This window comes from Paenibacillus mendelii (assembly GCF_024498075.1).
Taxonomy (GTDB): domain Bacteria; phylum Bacillota; class Bacilli; order Paenibacillales; family Paenibacillaceae; genus Paenibacillus_Z; species Paenibacillus_Z mendelii.
This window is the reverse complement of sequence record NZ_JANHOF010000013.1, coordinates 180,229-204,674: the sequence shown is the minus strand read 5'-3', so window position 1 is coordinate 204,674 and position 24,446 is coordinate 180,229. Positions and strand designations below refer to the sequence as shown.

Here is a 24,446-nt window from a genome sequence, read left to right as displayed (position 1 = left end):
CGCGGCGGCGCCATCGCTCGCCGCGGCAGGCCCGCGGGGCGCGGCTGCGGAGCCATCGCCGCCGCCATCGCCGCGGGCAGCGCCGGCACCGGCTTCGCCCGGCGCCCCGAAGCTCGGGGTCGGCTCGAACGGAACCCAGCCGACCCCGGCAAAGTAAACCTCCACCCATGCGTGCGCATCACTTGCACGCACGGTGTAAGTCCGGGCGGCTGATGCATCCGGCCCAACCGCCGCGGCCAACCCGCCACCCGCGTCCGTCCATGACGCGGCCGAGTCCACTCGCTGCAGCAGAAGCGTGCCTCCTCCGCCCGCTGTGTCACCTCGATCCTTCGCGCCGTTAACGATCCCCTCAAGCGCCGCTAGCTGTTGGGACGACCGCGTTTCATCAGAATCAGCATCGGGCGTTCCTGGCGCGAAGCCTTTCACATAGCGTGCCGGTATGCCCTGTGTCCGCAGCAGTACTACCATAGACGTTGCAAAATGGACGCAGTAGCCTTGATGCTGTTCAAACAGAAAGTGATCGACGAAGTCCGCTCCTTCAGCCGGTTCTTCCGTTTGAGTGAGCGTATAGGTGAACCCGTCCCGCAGGAAGGATTCGATGGCCTTCGCCGTGTCGTAGCGTCCCTTCCCCGCACTTTCAGCGATGCGCGACGCCAGATCCTTCACGCGGGCCGGCAGTGCAGGCGGAAGCTGTGTGTAAAGCTCGGCAATAGCCGCCGGATCCGCTTCGTATTGGCCGGCCTTACGCAGCAGGTCCGGGTCGTCTGCAGGCAGCCGCGTGGCAACGGTATACCGCTTAATAACATCATCTGACTTTGCAGCAAACAATGCGTCCGTTATCTCATCCTTGCGATACCGGTCCATTCGATCCCAAGAACCATCCGCAAATAGCTCCGTTACCGCTGCATCGGCACCCGCGGTTAGAATGGGCCAACCGCTGCTGGGACGCAGGGCTGTAACCGTATGCAACAAGGTACGCTCCTTTGAACTGGCCGTCCATTCGTCTTCCGTAAGTTTCAGACCTGTGTACGGATCCACCGCTTCACGCGGCTCTATCCCTCCTGCCCTCTCCGCAAGACCCTCTGGGTTCACCGCTTCACCCGGCTTCAGCTTGCCCGCTTGCTCCGGCTGCCTCCCCGTGCGATCGCCCATGGCATCTGCGACCAAGCGTTCCTCGACGGAATGTCCTTCCTGCAGCCAGCCGCGACCGTCGTAGACGTCCTTGCTATCCCCTCGCAAATAGATCGGCTCCGTGCTTTGCACGGTAAACAAAGGTGTATCATCCGATCGTATCGGCGCCCCAAGCGTTGAATCGTCAAATCCGTAGCCGGTCCAGCCCGCAGCATCCCGCTCCTGTTCGCCCGAACGCAAGGCGTCCAAGCTGCGCTCACGCAAGATCGTCGTTACAGTATCTGCGGTAAGATGGTTACCCGCCCAATCAACGGCCGCTACCGCCCACGGTGCCGGTCCGTCCGCAGCCGGCTTGCCGAAAGAAGCCGCCGCTCCGATAGACAGCAGAACGACTGTCATCCACGCCGCTCCGCTCCACCAGCCGACAGGCCAGCCGGCAGCCGAACGGCTTGCCGCGCTTCTCGATGCTTCCTCTCCGTATAAGCGGTCCAATTTCGGTACAACCAGGAGAGCCGTCAGAATCAAGCCCTCTGCTAATGCTCGAACAAGACCCGGGAACACCTCCACCCCCAGAAAGCTATGAAGCAAGAGCAAATAAAGCGCCGTCAGAGCGGTCAAACCAATTCCCCACTGCCGCATCCATACCAAGGATTGCACAGCAACGGCCATCATTCCAAGACCAGCTATGAGCAGAAGCGTCCTGGATTCACCGCCAATCAGCAGCTCCCCTTCCATAAGGCGAACGATATCATTCTGAACGGCATCCGTAATCCAGAACAGCGCGTCAAGCAGAGTTGGCGAGTGGGAGCTGTAGATGATTGACGCAGATCCTAAGCAAATGGCACTGTTCACCACCAAAGAAACCCAGAGCGGCGGCATCCACAGGCCAACAGCCAGGAAGCCCCCTACCGCAGCCACGATCGGGCCGATCGAATACAGCTCCGTATAAACCGTCAATTGATTCAACGGCAGCAGCCATTCGATGATGAGTCCGTATAGAAGCAAGGTCGTGACCAGACGGCGGGACCCGTTACCGAAAAAGGCCGGCATCTCGCTATCCAACCGTCCTGCTTTAGCCGTATCCAGCGTCTCCCCACTCAGGCTTCCATTGCCCTTGCCGTTCCAATCGGAAACCGTCCGCTTCTTCTCCGATCCGTTCGACTGCCCGGCCACCGGCTTATGTGACGGTCCCATCGTGCTCTCCTCCCTCCACTACATCCGGCTGACGAAGGTACTGCTGCGGAATCGGCAATACCGACACGCGGCAATCGATTCCCTGCAGCCTGCTCCTCCATATCCGTTCCGCTTCTGCCGGATCCGACCATTCGCCCCCAAGCCAGAGATAAAATACTCCGCCGCGTCCACTCGCTAGACTTGCCGCTTGCTTAATCGCTTCTATGCTCTCCAAATTGGTGTCCAGCCGATCGCGATCGTCCTTCACGCCCGCTGTATTCACGGTCCCCATTGCTGGCGGCGCTGCCTTTCGTTCTGGTGCTGGTGCGGAGTGTGCCAATGTATGGGCTGTTGGTTGGGTAGTTGGTTGTGATGCTGTTGCCGCTGATTGTGCTGCTGTACGGACTGCTGGTTGTGCTGTTGTTACTGCTGTTGGTTGCGCAACCATTTCATTTATTGCTCCCGCTGCTCCGGCAGTCGCTCCTGCTGCCGTTGGCGGAACTGTCTTTGAAGGTGGTGCCGTTCGCGTTAATGGTGATGGCATTGCGGCGGCAGCCCCAGCCTCCGGCGGCCCATAGCCCTCCGCCGTAATACAGATGATATCCGCTCCGCGCGGCAGCTTCGCCAGGATATCGCGGAGCCGCTCCGATAACGGTCTGTCATCGTCGGCCTTCATTCGTGCCAATTCTTCCAACGCCCGGCGCAGCTGCGTCGGTTCCCCCATACGTACACGCAGCCGGGTACCGCCTCTCCCGCCGCATACCACCGTCACATTGCGGCCCGCGTGAGCGGCATGATGAATGGCCATCGCCGCACGTCCGACAGAGGCGTCAAACAGACGTCCATCGCTTCCATACGCAGCAGGGGAAGCGTCCAGCAGAATGACCGTTTCTCCCGGCAGCTCAGGCTGGTCGATTCGGGTTTGCATGCCAAGTCCTCTGGCCATCGCCCGCCAATTAATCCGCCGGAGCGGATCTCCGGGGATGTACGTTCTGGAATCAGGGCCGGTCCCGGCTTGAAGAACCGGGATGGCTGCCTGCATCAGCTGAGGTGCAGCGATTCGAGCTGCATGGCTCCCCACTGGTCTTCCACCCGGCAATGTACTCGGCAGCAGAACCACCTTCTCCCCTTTCGGGGGCTTTGGCAGCACAAGCGCTTGTCCCGAGCAAGGGACGACAAACGAACGAACAGTCATGCTCAGCAGATCTCCGGCCTCGATTCGAACCGGTTGGAACGACAGCTCGCCGCGCCGCAGCCCTGTTACCGTGTATGTGACGGTTCGGCTGCGGCTAAACCAAGGGATATAGACCGTTCTGAATTGCAGCGGTATCGGCGGCTGCTCAGAGGTCGTGTTCACGATCTCCTCGCGAATGGATACCCACATGAACGGCATCGGGCGGCTGGAGAAGAGCTTAAGCCGGACTCGCATATGCCCTCCGTCCTCATACCCGGTATTCTCGATCTGCTCACGCTGCACGGTCCATGTTCCGGAAGCTGCATACGGCAATACCCATACGATGAACACAGCTGCAGTCGTCACAGAAAATAATAGCCATTCCGAAGCACCGCTGCGCGCCTCCAAGGAGAAGCTGCAGACGACCGCTGCCGCAAGCAGCAGCAATCTCGCGAAATGGCGGCTTCTTAATACCGGGACCGGAGAGCTTGCGGCCGCCTCCCCCTTCTTTCCCCGGCGAAAGCCGATAGGACTGCGGCCGGCAGCTCCCGCTCCACCGCTGGCAGCGCCACCTCCCGGCTGCTGAACATAGTCCCTGTTGCTCTGAGCGCTCATATACCTTCCTCCAGCAGTCGCATTCTGCTTCTTCACCGTCTTCGCCCGCTCTCCGAATTAGGGGTTGGCACCGGCGTGGCTGCGACGAGACGCCGCAGCACCTCCACCGGATCCGCGCCGCTGGCGGCAGCATCATCACGCAGCATGAGTCTGTGCGTCAGTACGGGCTCCACGGTAGCCTTCAGATCATCGGGCAATACGTAACGCCGCCCATCCAAATAAGCTGTCGCCTGCGCGGCCCTTATCCAATCGCGTGTCGCCCGCGGACTGGCGCCTAGCGACAGCTCAGCCGCCGTGCGGGTTGTTCCGGCGATGTGCACCGCATAGGCAAGCAGTGCCGGATGCACATGCACCGTTTGGGCATCGCGCTGCATCCGCAGCCACTCCTCGGGTATGATGACAGGCCTTAACTGCTCCGGCTGCGGTCTTTGCGGAGCATTCTCCAGCATCTGCACCTCATATTCAGGAGCCGGATAACCGATCGACAGCCGCATTAGAAACCGGTCGAGCTGCGCTTCCGGCAGCGGATACGTCCCATCGTCGCGAAGCGGATTTTGCGTAGCGAGCAGCATAAACGGTGCCGGCAGCAGCATCGTTTCGCCATCGGCCGTTACGCTCCGCTCCTCCATCGCTTCCAGCAGCGCCGATTGGGTGCGCGGCGGTGTCCGGTTGATCTCGTCGGCCAGCACGACATTAGCCATCAACGGTCCTTGACGGAAGACCAGATCCCCCCGCTTCGCGTCCCATACGAGCCCGCCGACTACGTCCGCCGGAAGAAGATCCGACGTAAACTGAATCCTTCGAAACTCCCCGCCCATCACGCGCGCAATTGCCCGTGCCAGCATCGTCTTGCCCACGCCGGGCACATCCTCGAGCAGCACATGCCCGCCCGCCAGCAGCGCTGCGAACGATTGCTGCACAACCTCCGTCTTGCCGAGCAGCACCGTATTCACCCTCGCCATCATGAGACGCAGCAGCTGCCCTGATGCTTCTGGCCAGCTATCCGTCTCTTGGCGTCCATCCTCCATCTCATTCAACCATGGTTGCGGAATCATCCCTCTCACGCATCCTCCCTCTACTATGCCTACTTCTATCTATCAGTTTCGCCACTAACTTCCCTATTTACACCTGCTAGATTGCAGCAGGCCAATCCTGCGTAGAGAAGATCGTATCGGGCATAGGAGACATGCCAAAAACACCAGGTTACTCACCCTGGTGTTATGACTAAACACGTTATACGATCTGTTTATTGTCTGCTGCCCTATCGGTAGCCCATCACATACAAGCGCCTCATCGCAACGCGAACCTGATCCAAGGTTCCCGCAACAATATAGGTGGTAAAGCGATTTTCACCGGCCTTGAACGTCGACCAGCCGTTGCCTGCAGACCATTTGGTCACCGATGGCGAGTCGAAGCTTCCGAACTTCCATAACGTAAAGTATTTGGCCGAACCGCCCTGCCCGGGAGTGGACCCATAAACGCCAAGCGCATACTGCAAATCATCGGTCGCATAGATTACGCCTCCTGCTTCCACACCATATTGCAGGTGGAAGACATTCGACCCCAGATCGGTATAGTCCTCCTTCTTCACCTCGGCCAGCCCTTCGATCACGCTCTCCTTCGTAGCGTCGAAGGTAAATCCTCGACGAAGATCATTCGTCAAATAGGCGGTTGGAATTTCAATATTGGTGCTATTTAATGTCCGGGGGATTTGAAGCACCGTCTCATAGCGGATCACTTGCCCGCGCAAATAGTTGTATGAGCTGCCCAGGTCGATGCTCTTGTCGTCGAGATACAAGTCTTTCCCCAGCTTCCAATCCTTATAGATGACCGGCACATCCGGAAGTCCGCCGTTGTAATGCTCGAAATTCCACTCCAAAGGCACTGCTCTTGTGCTTTGCTTCTTGAAGTTAGGCGTCACCTTGTTTCCCCAGAATGCAATAGGTGATCCATGCATATTGCTTTTGTCGGGATCAGCCGTTCCGTCGCCCCCCTCAGTAGGCAGCGCGGTAGCGTTGGTGAAGCTCATCGAGGATTGGATTTCTCGGCCATAATCGAGATGATCGATCATCTGCTTGCCATTCCACCACAGTTCCCAGACTGCGCCCCCCGCGGCCAGATTCGACTTGACCTTCACCTTCGATCCCTGCAGCTCTATTAATGGCACCTTGCTGCCGAACCGCGGATATCCATAGGCATTCTTTAATACCTCGACCTTGTAGCCGGGGAATTTCAAATAATCCGACATAAGTGCATAATCGCCGTTTGTCGAATGGAAACCGCGAATCAGAGCTGTCGTTCCCGCCGGCTTCGCTGCCGCGTTCCATGGATAACCGAGGACAGCCTCCTTCGAATACTTGCCTTCATTGACGTTCATCGAATCCATATGATCACTGCTGCCGTTATACAATCGATAGAGCGGATTGCGCCCCTTCTCCTTCTTAAGAGGAATATATGCCGCTTGACCGACCATCTTAGACAAGGCTGCATCCTTCTTGATTGCCGTCGTCATCTTGTTCACGGCACTTTGCTGGACGATCCATAGGATACTCAAGTCCGTCTGCTGGCTCCGAAGGTCACTGTCCGTAGTGGCTGCATCTCCCGCAGCCGAAGCACCTCCCCCTTGCATCCCAGCCAGCATAACCCCGGTACATAGACAGACCCTCAGCATCCATCTCCATTTTCCCGACATCACTTACGCCTCCTTCATATTTTTCTTGAATGTCAGCTTAATAGAAGACGGCACAGACGTCTTGGAGATTTTATTTGCCAAATAATTATCACAACTTTTTACAAGCCGATCGAAATGCACAAAAAAAGAGGTGCCTCGTATGCATTCAGGCCGGCACTTCCCCGAATACTACAAGACCCTCCCTTACTTACCATGAAGCCTCGTCGTTCTCAAACTTACGCTTACTTCGTCTTCTTCTTGGCTGGTTCGCAAGCGGCTTGAAGGACCTCCTGCACATGTCCTTTCACCCGTAAATTGCGCCATTCGCGGACGAGCTTGCCCTTCTCGTCGATCAAGAAGGTGGAGCGGACCAGCCCCATATACTCCCGTCCGTACAGCTTCTTCAGCTGCCAGACCCCATATAGCTCGCACACCTTATGCTCCGTATCCGCCAGCAGCTCGAACGGAAGCCCATATTTCTCCGTGAACCGGTCATGAGTCTCCGCCGTATCAATGCTGATCCCCAGCACAACCGTGCTGCAGCCTTCAAAATCCGCATGTGCGTCGCGAAAATCGCATGATTCCTGCGTGCATGCAGGCGTTAAATCCTTCGGATAAAAGAATAGCACAACTTTACGGCCTAGATAGTCGCTCAGCGAAACCTCCCGCCCGCCAGACGCGGGCAGCGTAAAGCCCGGCGCCTTTTTTCCTACGAATGCTTTTGGTTTAATTGTCGCCATTTCCCTCTTCCTTTCTCCGAAGCCCCTAGCTTCTCCCATGCCGGCACGCCCTAGGAGCCAGCTCCGCGGTAACGCGTGATCCCCCGGTTCCAGACGAACAATCCGATCGACAGCACGACAACCCCGACGAGCGGTGTGAGCAATGCCAGCGTGGACAGCCCATCCTCATTCCGGTCGAGAAAATACGACGCAGGGATGACGCCTACGAAGGCGAACGGCAGGATCCAGGTCAGCAAAAACCGGATCGTTTTATTATAAATATTGACCGGGTAACGGCCATAGTTCTGAATATTGTACATGAGCGGCAGGATACCCGTCGGCGCATCCGAGTAGAATGCGATCGCCGTCAAGGCCGTATATAAGCCTGCGTAGATTAATACTGCGCCAATAATGAATACGATGAGCATCAGGGCATCGAGCATCTCGAACGGCAATCCGAGCGTCGACCAGCTTACCGCCATAATGATCGCACCGACGACCGAGCCGAAGAGCGAGGCCGGATCCATATTTTCGAGTAAAATTTGATACAGATTGTAAGCAGGACGCGTCAGCACACGATCCATCTCACCCTTCACAATATACCGCTCGCTGAAATTCCATAAGTTGAAGAAGGTTCCAAATATACCGTACGGGACCATAAAGAACCCATATACAAACACAACCTCCGCCTCCGACCAGCCGCCCAGAGAAGGCGTATGCTGAAAGACGATCAGGATGAAGATCAGGTTCAAGCCTTGGAACATCAGATCGGACAGCACTTCGATCCAGAAATCGAGCCGGTAGGTAAGCCGCGTCTTCGCATAGTTTTTCATATATTCCCAGCATAGGGACGCATAGAACATCATCTTGTTTAACCCCCCTGCACGAACAGCCGGTAACGCGCCTGACGCCATACCAACGCGATTGGAATGAGCAGCGCGAGAAACCATACGACTTGAAGGCCTAACACGCGGTAGGCCTCGCCGCCTGCGGTTCTTCCAGTGAATACGGAGCTCGGCAAATAGGTAATAGCCTGAAACGGGAGCCATTTCATCGTGTCTGCCAGCCAGCCCGGGAAGAACGAGATCGGGATAATGACGCCCGAGAACAGATCCACTAAGACGCGCTTCATGCGCAGCATTCCTTCGTTGTTCTCCACGAAGAATGCGAACAATCCGGCCAGCATGTTGATTTGCGTATTAATAAGAAAACTCAACACAAGCATGACAAGATATAACGCCCATACGCCAGGATCTGTCGGCAGACGAACCGGAAACAGCAGGCAGACGATAATCATCCCCGGCACCATGAACAGCAGCAGGCGGAAGATCCCTTCTCCAAAGCCCTGCATCAATTTGACCATCAGGTAGGAATACGGACGAATAAATTGAATGGCGACGCTGCCGTCGCGGATTTCATTCGCAATTTCCCGGTCAAGGTTATTGAAATAGAACGCGCGCGCCATCCATGATACCGCCACGTAAGTCGTCATTTGGGCAAGGGTGAAGCCGCCGAGCTCAGTCTGCGTGCCGTAAATCGCCTTCCACAGAAAATAATAAGCGCCGATATTGATCGCATAAATGGCAATGCCGCTATAGTAATTGACCCGGTAAGCCAGCATCATCAGAAAACGAATGCGGATGAGATCCAAATATGCGCTAGCCATGATGCACCGTCTCCTTGCTTACACTGTCAGACGACTGCGCCAGCTTCTCGGTTGCTTCCTTGGATGCGGTTCCCGATTGATAAATTTCACGGACGATCTCATCGGTATTCGTCTCGATGATCTTGATATCGCGAATATCCACCCCGCCTCCGACTACCCGTGCCAGCGCATCCGATACATTGACCGCGTGCGGGAGCCACATGGCTGCCGTCAGTTCCTCCAGCGACCATGCGACACCGGGCAAACCCTCCGTTAAGTTGCGCAGAACGGTAAGATCGGGACGTTCCCCGAATTGAAAATGAACTTCCCTGCCCTTGCTCCACCTGGACTTCAGCTCATCCAAGCCTCCGTCATAGATAATCCGGCCGTCATCCAGCATAATGACGCGTGAGCAGAGCGCTTCAATATCCTGCAGGTCATGGGTCGTGAGCAGAATCGTCGTCCCCTGCTCGCGGTTGATTTTTTTGAGAAAATCGCGAATTTCCGTCTTCACCATAATGTCGAGTCCGATGGTAGGCTCGTCCAGAAACAGAATCGACGGATTATGCAGCAATGATGCGACCAGCTCGCAGCGCATCCGTTGGCCCAGGCTAAGCTTGCGTACGGGGCGGTTCAGCAGCTCAGACAGCTGCAGCCGTTCGACAAGCTCGTCAAGCCGCTGCTTAAAATCCGCCTCGGGCACCCGGTACACCTTGCGCAGCAGCTGGAACGATTCGATGACGCCGATGTCCCACCACAGCTGGCTGCGCTGGCCGAAAACAACGCCGATGCCCCGCACGAATTTCTCGCGCTCTTTATGGGGAATGAATCCGTTAACGCGCAGATGGCCGGCTGTCGGAACGAGAATGCCGGTCAGCATCTTGATTGTCGTCGATTTCCCGGCTCCGTTCTCGCCTATGTAACCGCATATTTCGCCTTGCGGAATTTGGAACGAAATATCCTTGACCGCTGTAATCTGGTTGTACTCGCGCTTGAACAAATCCTTGAGCGCACCTCCCAAACCTTCACGGTTTTTTTGCACCGAAAACTGCTTGCGTAAATCCTTCACGTCGATGGCTAGCATATGACGTCACTTCCTTTCCTTGAGGACGACATTTCCTGGGAAATATCTGCCCCATTCGTTTCTAGTAGATAAAACTTGCGCCAATACGACTCCGCATTTTATAATTTTATGATATGTAATACTACAGTAGTTTTAATTTGGCGTAAATGTCACTTCTTTTTGGCCAGGCTTTTGAATAAGAGATTACTAAAGCACGTAACGAATGGGAGGAGCAACATGTCTCGGGTTGAAGAGCGTAAGCTTAAGAAAGAAAGTAGACGGAAGAAACCGTGGAAATACACCCTACTTGGGTTTGGAGTCATTATTGTACTTATAGCCGCTTACTTTATCTATCAAGCCGTTGGCGTATACAACGGACTCGACAGCTTAAGCAAGCCGAAGGATACCATTCCGATTGGTGAGCATAAAGAAGACGAAACCTTGAAGCCCGTGCAATGGGAAGGAACCGAGCGGGTTAACATCCTGCTGATGGGCGGCGATAACCGCGGCCTGAAGGAAAATGACCAGGCACGCTCCGATTCTATGCTGGTGGCCTCCTTCGATCCTATTACGAAGAAAGCGCATCTGTTATCCGTTCTGCGCGATACCTATGTGCCGATCGAGGGTCATGGCGAAGGCCGGATCAATACGGCGCTTGCGCTTGGCGGCCCTAACCTTGCCATGAAGACCATCGGCGACATGATGGGACTCGACATCCAGTATTATGTGTATACCGACTTCGAAGGATTCAAGTCGCTGGTCGATGTGATCGGCGGTGTTGATTTTTATGTCGAGAAGAACATGAATTATAAGGATAATGCCGATGGCAACCGTTACGACATTCACTTAAAGAAAGGACAGCAGCTGCTTGACGGCGATAAGGCGCTTCAATATGTCCGCTTCCGACACGATGCGATGAGCGATTTCACGCGTACCGAACGCCAGCGCAACCTGCTGTCGGCTGTGGCCGACAAGCTGAAGAACGGCTGGAACCTGGTCCGCATGAAAGAAATTCTAGACAGCGTGGCACCTTATATTAAGACGAATCTCGAAGTTTCGGATATGCTTGAGCTCGCCACACTTGGCGTGAAGAGCCATATGGCCGGCTCCGCGCAAGTACCGCCTATGGATCTCATTGGCGACCGTAAGGTGGGAGACGCAGCCGTACTCAGTGTACGCAATGATGAGAAGCTACGTCAATTCGTTCAGGATGAGCTTGCGAAGGACAGTACGGTATCCGTCCAAGCAGACCCGGAAGGCAAGACCGACAGCAAGAGCGGCGGTAATGCAGCAAGCAACTAAGCGCCGTACGGAATAAGGGGGACTCGTGTTCGGCAGCGAACGGGGCTCCCCCTCTTTCGTTGTTATTCGGCTCACATTCACGCTTCATAATCTCATTATCTAACCGTCAAGTGGCGGCGAACCATAGAAAGGGGATTTCACCCATGTCCATCCAACGTCCGCGTTCCGAGCAGCTCTATGCCGAAGCGCTGCAGCACATTGTCGGCGGCGTCAACAGCCCGTCCCGCTCCTTCAAGGCGGTCGGCGGCGGCGCGCCCGTCTTCATGAAAAGTGCCAAGGGCGCGCATTTCTACGATGTTGACGGCAACCGGTACATCGATTACTTATGCGCCTACGGCCCCATCATAACCGGCCATGCACATCCTCACATTACAGCTGCGATTACGAAAGCCGTCGAGAACGGCACGCTGTACGGCACGCCGACAGAGCTGGAAATTGAGCTCGCCCGTATGCTGAAGACTGCGATCCCGTCCATGGATAAGGTTCGTTTCGTCAACTCCGGCACAGAGGCTGTTATGACGACTATTCGCGTAGCCCGCGCCTATACGAAACGCAACAAAATCATTAAGTTCGCCGGCTGCTATCACGGCCATTCGGATCTCGTTCTCGTTGCGGCCGGCTCCGGTCCATCGACGCTCGGCATCCCGGACAGCGCAGGTATTCCGACCAGCATTGCCAGTGAAGTGATCACAGTCCCATTCAATGACATCAGCGGTCTTCAGCAGGCGCTGGAACGTTGGGGAGACGAAGTCGCTGCCGTTATGGTGGAGCCGATCGTCGGCAACTTCGGCATGGTCATGCCACAGTCAGGCTTTCTGGAGGAGCTTTGCCGTCTTGCCCGTCAAGCCGGCGCACTCGTCATCTATGATGAGGTCATCAGCGGCTTCCGTTTCCATTACGGCAGTGCGCAGACGTATGGCGCATTCCCGGACAAACAAGCGATCGAACCGGATTTGACGGCGCTCGGCAAGATTATGGGCGGCGGCCTTCCGATCGGCGCCTATGGCGGCCGCAAAGAAATAATGGAGCAGGTTGCACCGCTCGGACCTGCGTATCAAGCAGGCACAATGGCCGGCAATCCGGCATCGATCTCTGCGGGTATTGCCTGCCTCGAAGTGCTCCAGCAGCCAGGAGTCTATGAACAGATGGAAGCACTCGCCGTGCAGCTGACCGAAGCCCTGCAGCAATCGGCTGACCGCTATGGCATTCCGCTCACGATTAACCGGATTCGCGGCTCCTTCTCGACGCATTTCTGCGATCATCCGGTAACGAATTACGAAGAGGCGCAAGATACGGACGGCGAGCAATTTGCTCACTTTTTCCGCCTGATGCTGGATCAAGGCATCTGTCTTGCGCCTTCCAAGTACGAGGCATGGTTCCTGACCACGGCTCATACGGAGCAGGATATCGCGAAGACCATTGAAGCGGCGGATCGTGCACTGCAAGCGATGTCGGCCAAGTAGCCTCCGCATTTAGAGCCTGAGAGAACGGCTCGTCTTGGAGTCGTCACCTCGGTAGCATATTTCAACATTTTACCGGTTTGGCGGCTCTTTTTCTATAATTAAACGATTCATATATATCCTTGTTCCGTTGGATTGCAATCCATATAAAAAAGGACCGGTTTCCGGAGAAACCGATCCTTTTTTTGGTAGTCAAGGGGACTACATGTTAATTCGTTGTTATTGGAATCCTCTAGTCGTGTACGTATTGGCATTGGCTTGATTAGATCGGGACTGATTCATGTTAGTCATATTAAAGTTCTGAGCAGACTGTTCAAGTTGTTTGCAGATCTGGGAAACTTGCTGCATTTGCTGCATAGCTTGTTGATGACCATGTAAAGCCGTCTGGATCATTTGTGATGCCTGCTGTTCTCTGTGCGCCAAATCCTGAAGAGTTGCTGCATTTTGTTGTTCTTGATGAAGCATTTGTTGATACATTTGGGTTGCTTGCTGGGTCTGGTTCATTAATTGGTTAATGATCTGTTCACATTGATTGATCTGGTTGGATAGGTTTTGGTTCTGATTTAAGTTCTGAAACATTTTTCATTCCTCCAATGGGCTTTTTTGTGCTACGTTAATTTCTTCTATTGGTATGGTAATTATGTACGCCCTTTTTTTGGCAGTTACAGGGAGGTTCTTGCCACGATTTGCGCGGGTTGAGTTTGCTGAGAAGGTACTTAGAGGGCACCGCATTCGTGAGCGATCTCCATTGCTCTATCGCCGTTTTCTTCTTGGACGATCGCAGTTAGAATGATGTCTACGCCGGAGACCATATTGCCGGGTCCTCCCGAACTGTAACCGCTCGCGCTTGTGCTAGCAGCAGCCAAAATACCTGAATCGGTGTCGAAATTTCCGCCTAGCGTCAAAGAACCAAGGCTCGGTATATCTCCGCTAAGCGGATTGCTAGGATTGTAACCTTCACCAGGATAACCGTCGAATCGGTCGATTCCTGACTCAATCACTTCAAATTCGTTTTTCATTTTCTCAAGAGCCTTGTTGGCTTGATCCGGTGAATTGAAGTATACAATGATCGGTTTTTCTGGCATAAAACGATTCTCCTTTGTACCGTTTCTATTTACACATTAGTCTGTTCTAATTTGTTACTCCATATCCACGACTTTTGCTTAACCCCGCTTCATTTCGGTCTTACCCACCCACCATTATTAATGATGAATTGAGCTTCGCTGATCTTCCGCTTGGCCCTCTAATGGTTGGAATAGCGGTTTTGTTTCTTCAAAGAACCGGCCTTGATGCTCGGGGGCAACATATCCAAGCTGGAGCCCGGTTGCCTTTGCAACAAAAGGGTCAATTGTACATAAGTCTGATTTAGCGATATCCGTTATTGCAGTTTTACCAAGTGTTATTGCTACCTGTTCCATTTCCAGGACACAAGCATTCAAGTATCTAACTAAATTCATTGCCGCTTTATCAATATCTAATTGATCTGTCATTTTCCCTGTATAAACAACTAAACTTGTTGGTGGTTCAAAGGGTACTGCTTTCACCATTTGCTCACTCACAAGCGCCATGATAGCCGCTGTACCGATATAGACTCCATCCGCACCCAATGCAATTGCCTTAAGCATTTGTCCAGGTGTCACCAGTCCCCCGGTTGCAAGGAGGCTGATATCTCGAATGACCTTTTTTCGTGCGAGAAACTCGTTCGCTCTGGCTATGGCAAACAGGGTAGGCAACCCTACGTCATCTTGTAAGGTTGGTGCCCCTCCATGTGTTCCACCTTCCGCACCGTCAACAGTTACAAAATCCACTTCTGCTTCTACAGCTATTTGCAATTCTTTTTCGAGATGATGTGTAGCTGCAATTTTCAATCCGATGGGTATACCCGTTTCATCCTTAAGTCTCCTAACTAATTGAATAAAATCATCTTTTGTATTTACGCCGGGCAGACGGGAATGAATCAGAGCGTCTTCACCTTCCCGCAAGCCATAAACCTCCCGAAAGTCCTCTCCGATATTTTTGGCCGACGTCCGTTGCGGGGCCGATCCTTGCGCGCCTTGGCCCAATTGAATTTCAATTGCGTCAAGGCGTTTATATTTGTCAGACGTGTTCATCCATCCTCCACGATTATATTGCCCGATAAGTAGATGAGCAGCATCTCTTTCTTCCTCAAGAAGCCCTGCTTCACCGGTGTTTGTCGCCGTTCCAACAGCGGTAGCCGCTTTTGCTAAAGCTATCTTCGCGCTTTTACTTAAAGCACCGCCAAAGGACATTGCGGCAATCATGATGGGAATCGAGATGGTCATAGGTTTTCTGGCACGGTGACCAATCGTAATTGAAGTGCTGATTCCAACACTTTCGGGTGTTGGAAAACGAAAGAGGTGGACCGGGTTGAATAGAATCTTCTCCCATGGAGATAAATGAATAGGGCTGCCGAGCGGCCGGGAAACCGGGGTGCCTTGATTCGCCCGCATTACGATCTCCATAAGATTAGTTAAACCAACCTTCTTTGTTGCCGGAATCATTTCAAACAGGTTCTCCGTATACTGGTCTCTAATTGCTCTTGTAATCGCTTTATCTACATTGTCGTTAATAACAGAGCGGATAAAGTTTTCAATGAGTCTCCGCACGCGCAGCACTCTCCCCGAGTTCATTACGATCAATTGCTTTTTTTACCCCTTCTATTTGCTGAGTCATTGTTAAACACATTTGCTTCATCGTTCCGAGTTGGCGGGCTGCATTTTGTTCTTCTACCGCGATGTCAACTAGTTCACGATGCTCAAAATTCGTTAGTTTGTTGTAATGCTCGCGTTCAATTGTCGAAAGGGTTCCAGCCATGGTTTCGATCCGATTCAGTTCGTGCTGCATATAAGAGAGTATGTTTTTCAGATCTTGATGCATGCGTTACACCAGCCTTTTTTTTAAAATGTCGAGACGGTCACTCCCGAAGGACAAACAAAAATTGATCAGCAAGGTAGTCATAGGATGCCTCCTACAGGTTGAAATTTGCCCTCCCATACCCCGAGAGGGCAAATTAAATTCAAACTATTGTATGGTCATTGGCTCCTGCACCAGTTGATACATAGTACCTAATGTGTCAAGCGTCGATTTCGCAGCTGGCTCCAATGGATAATATCCCTTCTTAACCATCCATTGCCAAACATCGTATGCATGATGTGAACACATACGAAAAGCGTCTTCCAAAAAGCTTCTGATCTCCGGATTGCTCATCTCCATTGCCGCCCAAGCATATTCTCGCCCTGAACGCTTTAATGTCAGCAAATACGCTGTCGCCATTTCACGATCATTAAATTGCTGGACGAATGTTCTAGGAGTTACCGGTAATGGAGCAACCGGAGCCTGTGTAAACGACTGTAGAACGGGTTGTAAATCGGGCACAGGTAATTTAGTCACTGCGCCGGCAGCTTTGCTTAAATACTCGACCTTCATGTTATAGTCTTGAAGGTGCTGTGGGAAATGCTTTTGTAGAATGGCTTTAAGTTCAGCATCCTGAGCCTGATTCATAAAACATGCCATGTTAGTAATCGAATTCACACAACTCATTGCTAACTCATGCAAATCCTGAGCTTCATGTACGGCAAGTTGCATCACTGTAACCTCCTCAAGGAATGATCTTCACAAGCATATAGGATTTTCATGTCATTGTTTTCTTATGCGTTGCTACCGACAACCACGTACGGATGCCTATCTATTCATAAATTTCATCCGCATTTTCATAACGGAGCTTTTCGGACTTAATTTGGTTATTTCCACCGCTTCCTCTTTTGGGGTGGATAGTTGAACGGTCAATTTCAGATAGATCCTCTTGAGGGGTTTCAAGATTTTCTTTTTCACGATTCATATTAGGACACACCTCCTTGTTCGTCTAAGATCACCTCATTCTTAACGAAGAGCCCAACCTATATTCATTTAAGATTAAAAATGTTATTCATTGTGGTTGCTAGCTTCCCCGTCCAAGATAGGTATAGTAGATTTTGCTTTTTTGGGCATATGCTATCCTACCAAGACCTTGGAGGGACAGCTTTGTATTCAACTTATAGGCAACCTCAGCAGCATCTGGCATGGCATGAAACATTGGAGATGCATGAGCTCGTTGCTTTTCAGCAAATCATTTAATCGGATTTAAAATGCACCTTAACGACGTGAAGGATCCACAGCTCCATGCGTTATATGAGGAGACGATCCACAGTTTAGAACAGAATTTGCACGAGTTGATGAAGTATTATCCGAATGCACCAACAGCTACAAGAAATAACACTGGCGCAGAATTGCGATTACTGAAACAGCTACCCCTCAATTAAGGGAAACGTTTCAAAAGCAACTTAATAACGCCATTAATCTGCATGGAGAAATATTCTATTTTATGTATCAACGTGGATTCTACCCGTCTTACCACTTAGAACAAACTCCTTGCAAACGATGTGAACAATGCGAAAACGGCCTTGAGTATGTAATGCAAAAAAATCCCGTTGGCCATTGTGGTCAGCGGGACTTTTTGCGCTATTATTTGTTCGTTACTGTGTATAAAAGTTATCCGGATGCTGCAACTGGCAGGTCTGTTCATAAAGATTGTAATGTCTCTTCCTATTGCAGCTTGTGCTTTTTACCAACCCTGCGCAGCTAACCGGCTGCATCGGCTTTGGCCAGCGCGGTGAGCATTTCCTCATGGATATGCCCGTTCGTCGCCACGACATTCCGTACGCCAAGATCGTAAGGAGCCCCCTTCGTGTCCGTTACCTTTCCGCCAGACTCCGTCACAAGAAGCGCCCCGGCGGCCAAATCCCATGAATTCAGTCCGAATTCCCAGAATCCACTTAGTCGTCCGGACGCGACGTATGCCATGTGAAGTGCAGCCGAGCCTCCGGATCTCACATTACGCACCTGAGGAACGAGCGCCTGGAGCCCCTTCATATTCATCGGCAGCGCATAATGCGGATCCGCCGGGAAGCCGGTGGCGATCAAGCTCTTGCTCAGCGCCGCATCGGACGATACTTCCATCCGTCGGCCGCGCACATAGGCACCCTTGCCTTTCTCCGCGACGAATAACTCATCCCGCATTGGGTCATACACGACTCCTACGATGACCTCACCTTTATACGAAAGCGCTATCGAGACAGAGAAGAACGGAAATCCGTGTACGAAGTTCGTCGTCCCGTCAACCGGATCCACAATCCATAGATATTCGGCATCCCGCACCCGCTGCAGCGCCTTCTCAGAGGCCTCCGGCCCTGGCTCCACGCCCTCTTCACCCAGAAACGAGTGATCGGGAAAATGGGTATGAATAAGATTGCGAATCATCGTTTCCGAGCCCTTATCCACTTCCGTAACTAAGTCCTGTGCCGAATATTTTAATGAAAGGCTTGTATAATTACCAAGTTTGGTTTTGATCCATTCGCCCGCTTTAGCAGCGCAGTTAATGGCCACAGCGGTAAAGCTTTTGCTTCCCACCGCGAAATTCGATTGCTGGTCACTCACGGTTATCACACTACTTTCCTATGCGTTCAGTTTAGTTTAGCTTGCCTTACTACTATACGCCGCTTGTCTACCAAAGTTTCGCCCGAATGTCTGAGCCGATCTAAGCGTTACCGTTACAAACGAGCCATTCCCTCGATGATTAATTCTACGGCCAGCAGCACAAGCGTCACTCTTAGCAGCCACAGCACGCCTTTGCCGGTCATGCGCCCCGCTATATATGCGCCAAGCATACCACCGATCCATGCGCCCGGCACAAGCGCCAGCACGAGCCAGTAATCCGTCTCGCCAAGCCAGGCATGGACGCCGCTCCCCAGTATGGAGGATAAAAAGATAACAAACATCGACGTTGCAGTGGCCAGATGCGGCGGAAAGCGAAACAGCAGCACCATCACGGGCACGAACAGCGAGCCGCCGCCAATTCCGAATAAGCCCGATATAAGCCCGACCCCTAATCCTACTGCAAGTGCGGGTATGATCGCATAACCATACGAATGCGTAATGCCATTGGCATCCGTGAAGGTCCGCTGTACCGGCCACTTTCTTGAGATTGGCTTCATATAATCACGGGCGATCAGCAGCGCCGCCATTGCGAGCATGAATAAACCGAAGACCAATTGAAAAACGCCGTTCTTCAGGCTGCCGGTCAGCGCAGATCCCACCATAGCCGCCGGACCGCTCGTAATAAACAGCATCCAGCCGCTCTTAAAGTCAACCCTCTTCTGCTTCGCATACGTCAGTGTGGATGCCAGTGCCGTTACAATGAGCACGGCAAGCGATGTTCCAACCGCCGTCGCATGATCGATCTCGGCCCCCGTTAGCTGTGGTCCGAGCAGCATAAGTGCCGGTACGATAATAATGCCGCCGCCGAGGCCGACAATGCTCCCGAACACGGCAGCAACCAGTCCGAGAAGGACAAGCAGCGCAAGCTCTATCACAACGTATGTCACTTCCTTCTTCTGACCTTCATTATATCCAATATTGATCCCGTAAATCGTTAATGGGATGGATCATCCGATACGTTAACCATAATAGGTTCTCTACCACCAGCAGTCTTCACTTCCCATTATAAAATGAGAGACCGCTTCCCGGTGCTGCCGGAAAGCGGTCGGTTATCTGTTAAAAGTTTATACGCCTACGATGTTATAACCGTTATCGCAGTAGATGATTTCGCCCGTAATGCCGCGTGAGAGATTGCTGAGCAGGAACATCGCCGTGTCGCCAACTTCAGCCGCTTCCGTCGCGCGCCGCATCGGTGCTTTCTCTTCCACTTGATGGAGAATCGAGTTGAAGTCTTTGATGCCTTTGGCTGCAAGCGTCCGAAGCGGACCTGCGGATACGGCATTCACGCGGATGTTGAATTGTCCCAGATCAGCCGCCAAGTAGCGAACCGATGCTTCCAATGCCGCTTTGGCAACGCCCATGACGTTGTAATTGCGGAGCGCGCGTTCTGCGCCCAGGTACGTCATCGTCATCATGCTGCCGCCTTCGGTCATCAGCGGATAGATACGCTGTGCCACTGCCGTAAGCGAGTAAGCACTAATATCATGCGCAAGCGCAAACCCCGCACGCGAGGAATCCACATACATCCCGTCCAATTCCTCCGACTTGGCGAATGCGATGCTGTGCACGAGACCGTGCACCACGCCAAAGTGCTCCTTCAATTCCGCTGCAAGCGCATCAATTTCTTCATCGACCGTCACATTGCATTGCATCAGAACCGAGCCTGGAATCGTATCAGCCAGCTTGCGGACACGCTCCTGCACGCGTTCGTTCTCGTATGTAAAAGCCAGCTTAGCACCTTGAGCCGCCAACGACTGCGCGATTGCCCAAGCAATACTGCGATCATTCGCGACGCCCATTACGAGCACATTCTTACCGCTCATCAATCCGTTCATAACCGGAAATCCCCCTCTCCCTGACGGGAATTATTAGTTCGATCTTGTTCCAAAATAACCCATTTCAAGCAGAATATCAAGCTTGTCCACGCATTTAGAACACTTCGACGGTCGCCCCGTCAATGACACGAATGCCTTCGCCGGCCTTTTCCAGTTGGCGGAGATCATCCATGAGCCGCAATAGCGCGGCATCTTTGTGTTTAGCCTCCAGCATGCAATCCAGACGATCGACCGACCCCGACACCTCACGCAGAAAACGGGTGACAGGACCCGCATCGACATTGTCGGCGTGGCCTCTTGGATCCTTCTCGTTCTTGGGGCTGGATAAGTGAAGCTTAGGTGCTAGGCGGTCTTCAAACACCGCCTCGCGTTCTCCCTCTCCGACATACTGGGGATTCCATGTACGCAGGATGCGCGGCCATAAGTCTCCATACAACGCCGAGCTGCTTTCTCCGCCATCATTCACAGCATGATGATGGATGTCCAGCACCATGGGCGTGCCCACCGCTTCCGCCGCCTCCAGCGTCTCGCGTGCCGTAAAGGTCTTGTCATCGTTCTCGAGTGTGACCCGGCTCCGGTAGCGATCCGGCAAGGAGCCGAACTGCCGCACGAACCGCTGGGCGGAGCCCTGCTTATCTCCGTATGCTCCGCCGACATGGATATTGCATTTGGCCCGCTCATCCAGCCCCATTGCGTCCAGCATCTTCAGGTGATATGCCAAATCCTGCTTGGACTTATCGAGCACTTCAGGCCTCGGCGTGCTGAATACGCAGAAGTGATCGGGATGGAACGAGACCCGCATCCCGTTCGTCTTCACGAAGCTGCCGATTTCGGCAAAGCTGTCTGCGAGTGCGGGCCACGGCTGCCAATCGGCTAACGCTTCATGTGTAGCAAGCGGGATGAGCTTGGATGAGAAACGATATACCTTGATGTCGTGAGCAACACAGTGGCGCAGCATACGCAAGGTGTTATGCAGGTTTTCCTCTGAAATCCGCTCCAGCTTACGAAGCGCGGCATCACGGTCGGCCAGCTTCGAAAAGTTGGCGAACGTCATCGTCCTGGACGGTGACGCATTCTCCAGCATCATGGTCATCGCGACGAAGCCGAAGCGGACAATCATTCGTGTTCTCCGAAAAACATCTCGTGCGCAAGTGCGGTCTGTACCCGCGACTCTTCCTCCGTCAGCTTCCGCACGAGCTCCATCTCCACCGATGTGATCTCGCTGCCTTGGAAGTTGATTTCGGCAATCGATGCGGAGATGCGTACAATCGCAGCCGCCTTATTCTCCGGTGTATATGCGATTACCTTCTGGCCGGTCGGATAAATACGGAAGCCGCTCTTGACCATCTTACACTTCCCATACTCCATCAACTCGTACAGCTCCTGGGCGGACTTGAACTTGCAGACCGAATTAAACTCCGTTTGGAATCCCATTTCCCTAACCTCCGTTTCTTCTGCCTAGTACAGGCTCTCCTGACGCTATGAAGCTTGTCCAGCTTAAGCGTTAGAGACGGCGGATTGGCCGCCATCTAACACTAATTTATTTCTAGAGTTTCTTGCCATTTTCAGCAACAAGAGAAACCCTGCAAGCTGTAAGTAACTTACTCTGCGCCGCTGAAGTCGATCCGCTGCTTCTCTGCATGGCGGTCCAAGGCTAGATTAATGAGCGTGTCCAGCAGCTCAGCGTACGGAACGCCGGTTTCCCTCCACATAAGCGGGTACATGCTGAATGGAGTAAAGCCTGGCATGGTGTTCACTTCGTTAATGAACAATCGGCCATCCTCTTTGCGCAGGAAGAAATCTACGCGTGATAGACCCGACCCATCAATCGACTGGAACGCGCGAATCGCCATGTCGCGCAGCGCCTCCGCCGTCTCATTGGGAATATTCGCAGGAATATGCATCGTGGACTTGCCGTCCGTATACTTGGCTTTGTAATCGTAGAATTCATTAGATGAAGCAATTTCACCGGGCACAGATGCGCGCGGCTCATCGTTGCCAAGCACGCTCACTTCAACTTCCCGCGCATCGATGAACTCTTCCACGATGACCTTCCGGTCGAAGCGGAAGGCGTAATCGATCGCAGCAATCAGCTCCACGCGGTTGCCCGCTTTGGAAATACCGACGCTGGAGCCCAGATTAGCCGGTTTAATGAAGCAAGGGTAGCCGAGCGCAACCTCGATCTCCATAATGAAGAAAGCCGGATCCTTCTCCCACTGCGTACGATTGAAAAAGCGGAAGATGCATTGCGGCAGACCTTCCTGCGCGAATACCTTCTTCATCATAATCTTGTCCATACCCACTGACGAAGCGAGTACACCTGCGCCTACGTAAGGAATATTGGCCATCTCCAGCATGCCCTGAATCGTGCCGTCTTCACCGAACGTGCCGTGCAGCAGCGGGAAGACGACATCAATGGGCTTCGCATCGGTTCCGGAGCCGCTCTCCCCCGAAAGACCGTTAAATATTGGCATTAAGGCATCGGTGCCTGACTGGCCATGATCCCCTGCCAGACGCAGCATCTCCACGTCGGCCGGCGGTGCAAGCAGCGTCTGACCGGATCGCCATTCCCCTATTTTGGTAATATAGAAAGGTTTAATTTCATACTTGTCGTAATTAAAAGCTTTCATGACCGCTAACGCGGTTTGCAGCGAAACTTCGTGTTCGCCCGAGCGCCCTCCATAAACGAGCCCTACGCGCACTTTCTCACCCATGGCTAATCCTCCGGTTACGTATAATTTCCCACGATAGATGGCTTACATGCATTGGCCCCTTATAACTCGTCGGCAATGTGAAAAAAACGGTAACGTGTCTGCTCCGTCCAAGCATAGGAATCCCGATAATCCCAATAACGATGCCGGCTTGCGACGGTATTCGCATTCACGAGCGGCATTCCGCTCGAGTCAAAGGCCGTGACGACCGTACTATGCTGATAGCGGCCATCGCCTCCCCAGTCATATACGATAACATCGCCGAGGGCGAGCTGTTCCGGTGAATCTACCACGGTAGCCCGCAGTCCATCACGCCTGGCCGCAGATAAATGGAGCTGAAGCGCATTCGATACAGCCCAGCTGTACGACCATTGCTCACGGCCGCCGCTGCGGCCGCGATACCACCAGCCCGCAGCCCTTTTACCAGTATAGTTCATCGGCGCTTGCCCTGCAAAGAGGCACTGGGACACATAATTCGTGCAGTTGACGTCAAAATTCTCGTAAGCCGGATTCGCTTCATTCCACCACCGATCGGCATACGCTGCGGCCAAATCCCGCCGATATCGGACGCCTTGACGCTGTTGTTTGAAGTTAGGTATCATGTCCACGTTGATAAAGGGGATTGAGGCCGTATTATAATTTTCCTCCGAATGGTCATCGGACGTATAGAGCATGCCGAGCTGCTGCTGCATGCCATACCGGGGGCGCCGTTCGAGCACCAATGGCTCGATTCTCGCGATCCGATAACTCCTGTTCTCCGCCGCTAGCCAGAGCCTTTCCCGCTCACACCGTTCCTCCATATAGCTGCGCCCGTGCTGTTCCATGGTTCTGATGATGTGCAGCTCGAGCATGACCGAAACCTCCGAGCCGGAACTGGATTCGCTTATGTGCAGCAAACCGGCGCTCGTTTCACTCTTTGAAGGGATAACCCCCCGCATCAGCTCTGCCTCACGCATCCGTTCCAAACGATGCCCGAGGCGGGACAGGTGATCACGATCTTTCACAACCTCGCTCAAAGCAGGCGAATAACGGTCAATCTCCGCTTGATTATACAGCTTCACGTATTCGTGTACGGTGGCTTTCCAACCTTCCGGGACAGCCTCCGCTTCACGGCCGGCACTCCGGCTTGCAGCGGCAATGCTCCGGTTCGCGGTAACGGCGTTCCGGCTTCCAGGCTTTTTCTGTTTATTTCCCGTTCGCGGCATGACGATTCCTCCCTGCAGGACTAATGGCGGGTAAGTTGGTTCATTATATGAGGCTTTGGGCAAAATCATGAGGAATGTTCGAAATCCGCTAAATACCATCGTAAATCAGCACAAAAACGGTTATTTCGGCTTTACGAAAGCACCGAAAAAGCGCTATACTAAGAGTAGTTGGTTTTATGAAATCGTGTT

The 24,446-nt window shown here is 53.1% G+C and carries 23 protein-coding genes and 1 pseudogene; 3 read left to right on the top strand and 21 right to left on the bottom strand.

All coding sequences use genetic code 11. The annotated features are described in order from the left end of the window. The 8 genes from NNL21_RS28005 to NNL21_RS27970 all read right to left on the bottom strand — a co-directional run. Nucleotides 1-2,325 (bottom strand): transglutaminase-like domain-containing protein (locus NNL21_RS28005; protein WP_256555536.1); only part of this gene is annotated, 2,325 nt, incomplete at its 3' end. Further along, a complete protein-coding gene (locus NNL21_RS28000) occupies nt 2,309-4,093 on the bottom strand; it encodes a DUF58 domain-containing protein (RefSeq protein WP_204820636.1) in 1,785 nt (594 codons plus the stop codon). The genes NNL21_RS28000 and NNL21_RS28005, both read right to left, overlap by 17 nt. Nucleotides 4,094-4,125: 32 nt before the next feature. After that, entirely contained in the window at nt 4,126-5,148 is a 1,023-nt protein-coding gene (locus tag NNL21_RS27995; protein WP_204820635.1) for an AAA family ATPase, read from the bottom strand. Between the two features lie 206 nt (nt 5,149-5,354). Then, nucleotides 5,355-6,785, bottom strand: coding sequence for a hypothetical protein (locus NNL21_RS27990; RefSeq protein WP_204820634.1), 1,431 nt, complete (start codon nt 6,783-6,785; stop codon nt 5,355-5,357). Between the two features lie 221 nt (nt 6,786-7,006). Next, nucleotides 7,007-7,504 (bottom strand): thioredoxin-dependent thiol peroxidase, encoded by a 498-nt coding sequence (bcp, locus tag NNL21_RS27985; protein ID WP_204820633.1) that lies wholly within the window; start codon nt 7,502-7,504, stop codon nt 7,007-7,009. Nucleotides 7,505-7,554: 50 nt separating this feature from the next. Next, the gene (locus NNL21_RS27980; RefSeq protein WP_204820717.1) at nt 7,555-8,346 is read right to left on the bottom strand and encodes an ABC transporter permease; all 792 of its coding nucleotides are present in this window, start codon (nt 8,344-8,346) and stop codon (nt 7,555-7,557) included. Between the two features lie 8 nt (nt 8,347-8,354). Continuing rightward, complete coding sequence (locus NNL21_RS27975) at nt 8,355-9,149, bottom strand: ABC transporter permease (RefSeq protein WP_204820632.1); 795 nt, start codon at nt 9,147-9,149, stop codon at nt 8,355-8,357. Continuing rightward, nucleotides 9,142-10,212 carry an ABC transporter ATP-binding protein gene (locus NNL21_RS27970; protein WP_204820631.1) on the bottom strand — a complete coding sequence of 357 codons (1,071 nt, stop codon included), beginning with the start codon at nt 10,210-10,212 and terminating at the stop codon, nt 9,142-9,144. The genes NNL21_RS27975 and NNL21_RS27970 overlap by 8 nt, the downstream gene beginning before the upstream one ends. A gap of 216 nt (nt 10,213-10,428) precedes the next feature. Here NNL21_RS27970 and NNL21_RS27965 point away from each other — a divergent pair, with 216 nt between their 5' ends. Both NNL21_RS27965 and NNL21_RS27960 read left to right on the top strand, forming a co-directional pair. Next, on the top strand, nt 10,429-11,493 hold the full coding sequence (locus NNL21_RS27965) for an LCP family protein (RefSeq protein ID WP_204820630.1): 1,065 nt from the start codon (nt 10,429-10,431) through the stop codon (nt 11,491-11,493). A 143-nt stretch (nt 11,494-11,636) separates the two neighbouring features. Beyond that, entirely contained in the window at nt 11,637-12,956 is a 1,320-nt protein-coding gene (locus NNL21_RS27960) for a glutamate-1-semialdehyde 2,1-aminomutase (RefSeq protein ID WP_204820629.1), read from the top strand. A 216-nt stretch (nt 12,957-13,172) separates the two neighbouring features. Here NNL21_RS27960 and NNL21_RS27955 read toward each other — a convergent pair whose 3' ends face one another. The 6 genes from NNL21_RS27955 to NNL21_RS27930 all read right to left on the bottom strand — a co-directional run bounded on the left by NNL21_RS27955 (nt 13,173) and on the right by NNL21_RS27930 (nt 16,812). Then, complete coding sequence (locus NNL21_RS27955; protein ID WP_204820628.1) at nt 13,173-13,532, bottom strand: AMP-dependent synthetase and ligase; 360 nt, start codon at nt 13,530-13,532, stop codon at nt 13,173-13,175. Between the two features lie 137 nt (nt 13,533-13,669). Then, the gene (locus NNL21_RS27950) at nt 13,670-14,038 is read right to left on the bottom strand and encodes a hypothetical protein (protein ID WP_204820627.1); all 369 of its coding nucleotides are present in this window, start codon (nt 14,036-14,038) and stop codon (nt 13,670-13,672) included. A gap of 117 nt (nt 14,039-14,155) precedes the next feature. Continuing rightward, complete coding sequence (locus NNL21_RS27945; RefSeq protein WP_204820626.1) at nt 14,156-15,580, bottom strand: FMN-binding glutamate synthase family protein; 1,425 nt, start codon at nt 15,578-15,580, stop codon at nt 14,156-14,158. After that, on the bottom strand, nt 15,564-15,851 hold the full coding sequence (locus NNL21_RS27940) for a hypothetical protein (protein WP_204820625.1): 288 nt from the start codon (nt 15,849-15,851) through the stop codon (nt 15,564-15,566). The genes NNL21_RS27945 and NNL21_RS27940 overlap by 17 nt, the downstream gene beginning before the upstream one ends. Nucleotides 15,852-15,995: 144 nt before the next feature. Then, a complete protein-coding gene (locus NNL21_RS27935; protein WP_204820624.1) occupies nt 15,996-16,559 on the bottom strand; it encodes a spore coat protein in 564 nt (187 codons plus the stop codon). 100 nt (nt 16,560-16,659) lie between these two features. Beyond that, the gene (locus NNL21_RS27930) at nt 16,660-16,812 is read right to left on the bottom strand and encodes a hypothetical protein (RefSeq protein WP_204820623.1); all 153 of its coding nucleotides are present in this window, start codon (nt 16,810-16,812) and stop codon (nt 16,660-16,662) included. Nucleotides 16,813-17,051: 239 nt separating this feature from the next. On the opposite strand from NNL21_RS27930, the pseudogene NNL21_RS27925 reads away from it, so the two are divergent. Further along, a pseudogene (locus NNL21_RS27925) lies at nt 17,052-17,425 on the top strand (spore coat protein). Nucleotides 17,426-17,591: 166 nt separating this feature from the next. Here NNL21_RS27925 and NNL21_RS27920 read toward each other — a convergent pair. The 7 genes from NNL21_RS27920 to NNL21_RS27890 form a co-directional block, all read right to left on the bottom strand. Continuing rightward, the gene (locus tag NNL21_RS27920; protein WP_373567605.1) at nt 17,592-18,452 is read right to left on the bottom strand and encodes an inositol monophosphatase family protein; all 861 of its coding nucleotides are present in this window, start codon (nt 18,450-18,452) and stop codon (nt 17,592-17,594) included. Nucleotides 18,453-18,559: 107 nt separating this feature from the next. Next, nucleotides 18,560-19,393: a sulfite exporter TauE/SafE family protein gene (locus NNL21_RS27915; protein ID WP_256555534.1), complete on the bottom strand. Its 834-nt coding sequence runs from the start codon at nt 19,391-19,393 to the stop codon at nt 18,560-18,562. A gap of 177 nt (nt 19,394-19,570) precedes the next feature. After that, a complete protein-coding gene (fabI, locus tag NNL21_RS27910) occupies nt 19,571-20,341 on the bottom strand; it encodes an enoyl-ACP reductase FabI (protein WP_204820622.1) in 771 nt (256 codons plus the stop codon). A 94-nt stretch (nt 20,342-20,435) separates the two neighbouring features. Continuing rightward, nucleotides 20,436-21,461 carry a UV DNA damage repair endonuclease UvsE gene (uvsE, locus tag NNL21_RS27905; RefSeq protein WP_204820621.1) on the bottom strand — a complete coding sequence of 342 codons (1,026 nt, stop codon included), beginning with the start codon at nt 21,459-21,461 and terminating at the stop codon, nt 20,436-20,438. Further along, nucleotides 21,458-21,775: a hypothetical protein gene (locus tag NNL21_RS27900; RefSeq protein WP_204820620.1), complete on the bottom strand. Its 318-nt coding sequence runs from the start codon at nt 21,773-21,775 to the stop codon at nt 21,458-21,460. Before NNL21_RS27900 ends, uvsE begins: the two co-directional genes overlap by 4 nt. A gap of 167 nt (nt 21,776-21,942) precedes the next feature. Continuing rightward, nucleotides 21,943-23,055: a D-alanine--D-alanine ligase gene (locus NNL21_RS27895; protein ID WP_204820619.1), complete on the bottom strand. Its 1,113-nt coding sequence runs from the start codon at nt 23,053-23,055 to the stop codon at nt 21,943-21,945. Nucleotides 23,056-23,114: 59 nt separating this feature from the next. Beyond that, entirely contained in the window at nt 23,115-24,257 is a 1,143-nt protein-coding gene (locus NNL21_RS27890; protein ID WP_204820618.1) for an amidase domain-containing protein, read from the bottom strand. Nucleotides 24,258-24,446: the final 189 nt, after the last annotated feature.

What these genes read in the sequence shown, in the direction of transcription:
- NNL21_RS28000 (WP_204820636.1), bottom strand. Translation starts at nt 4,093, where the DNA reads ATGAGCGCTCAGAGCAACAGGGACTATGTTCAGCAGCCGGGAGGTGGC.
- NNL21_RS27995 (WP_204820635.1), bottom strand. Translation starts at nt 5,148, where the DNA reads ATGATTCCGCAACCATGGTTGAATGAGATGGAGGATGGACGCCAAGAG.
- NNL21_RS27990 (WP_204820634.1), bottom strand. Translation starts at nt 6,785, where the DNA reads ATGTCGGGAAAATGGAGATGGATGCTGAGGGTCTGTCTATGTACCGGG.
- bcp (WP_204820633.1), bottom strand. Translation starts at nt 7,504, where the DNA reads ATGGCGACAATTAAACCAAAAGCATTCGTAGGAAAAAAGGCGCCGGGC.
- NNL21_RS27980 (WP_204820717.1), bottom strand. Translation starts at nt 8,346, where the DNA reads ATGTTCTATGCGTCCCTATGCTGGGAATATATGAAAAACTATGCGAAG.
- NNL21_RS27975 (WP_204820632.1), bottom strand. Translation starts at nt 9,149, where the DNA reads ATGGCTAGCGCATATTTGGATCTCATCCGCATTCGTTTTCTGATGATG.
- NNL21_RS27970 (WP_204820631.1), bottom strand. Translation starts at nt 10,212, where the DNA reads ATGCTAGCCATCGACGTGAAGGATTTACGCAAGCAGTTTTCGGTGCAA.
- NNL21_RS27965 (WP_204820630.1), top strand. Translation starts at nt 10,429, where the DNA reads ATGTCTCGGGTTGAAGAGCGTAAGCTTAAGAAAGAAAGTAGACGGAAG.
- NNL21_RS27960 (WP_204820629.1), top strand. Translation starts at nt 11,637, where the DNA reads ATGTCCATCCAACGTCCGCGTTCCGAGCAGCTCTATGCCGAAGCGCTG.
- NNL21_RS27955 (WP_204820628.1), bottom strand. Translation starts at nt 13,532, where the DNA reads ATGTTTCAGAACTTAAATCAGAACCAAAACCTATCCAACCAGATCAAT.
- NNL21_RS27950 (WP_204820627.1), bottom strand. Translation starts at nt 14,038, where the DNA reads ATGCCAGAAAAACCGATCATTGTATACTTCAATTCACCGGATCAAGCC.
- NNL21_RS27940 (WP_204820625.1), bottom strand. Translation starts at nt 15,851, where the DNA reads ATGCATCAAGATCTGAAAAACATACTCTCTTATATGCAGCACGAACTG.
- NNL21_RS27935 (WP_204820624.1), bottom strand. Translation starts at nt 16,559, where the DNA reads ATGCAACTTGCCGTACATGAAGCTCAGGATTTGCATGAGTTAGCAATG.
- NNL21_RS27930 (WP_204820623.1), bottom strand. Translation starts at nt 16,812, where the DNA reads ATGAATCGTGAAAAAGAAAATCTTGAAACCCCTCAAGAGGATCTATCT.
- fabI (WP_204820622.1), bottom strand. Translation starts at nt 20,341, where the DNA reads ATGAACGGATTGATGAGCGGTAAGAATGTGCTCGTAATGGGCGTCGCG.
- uvsE (WP_204820621.1), bottom strand. Translation starts at nt 21,461, where the DNA reads ATGATTGTCCGCTTCGGCTTCGTCGCGATGACCATGATGCTGGAGAAT.
- NNL21_RS27900 (WP_204820620.1), bottom strand. Translation starts at nt 21,775, where the DNA reads ATGGGATTCCAAACGGAGTTTAATTCGGTCTGCAAGTTCAAGTCCGCC.
- NNL21_RS27895 (WP_204820619.1), bottom strand. Translation starts at nt 23,055, where the DNA reads ATGGGTGAGAAAGTGCGCGTAGGGCTCGTTTATGGAGGGCGCTCGGGC.
- NNL21_RS27890 (WP_204820618.1), bottom strand. Translation starts at nt 24,257, where the DNA reads ATGCCGCGAACGGGAAATAAACAGAAAAAGCCTGGAAGCCGGAACGCC.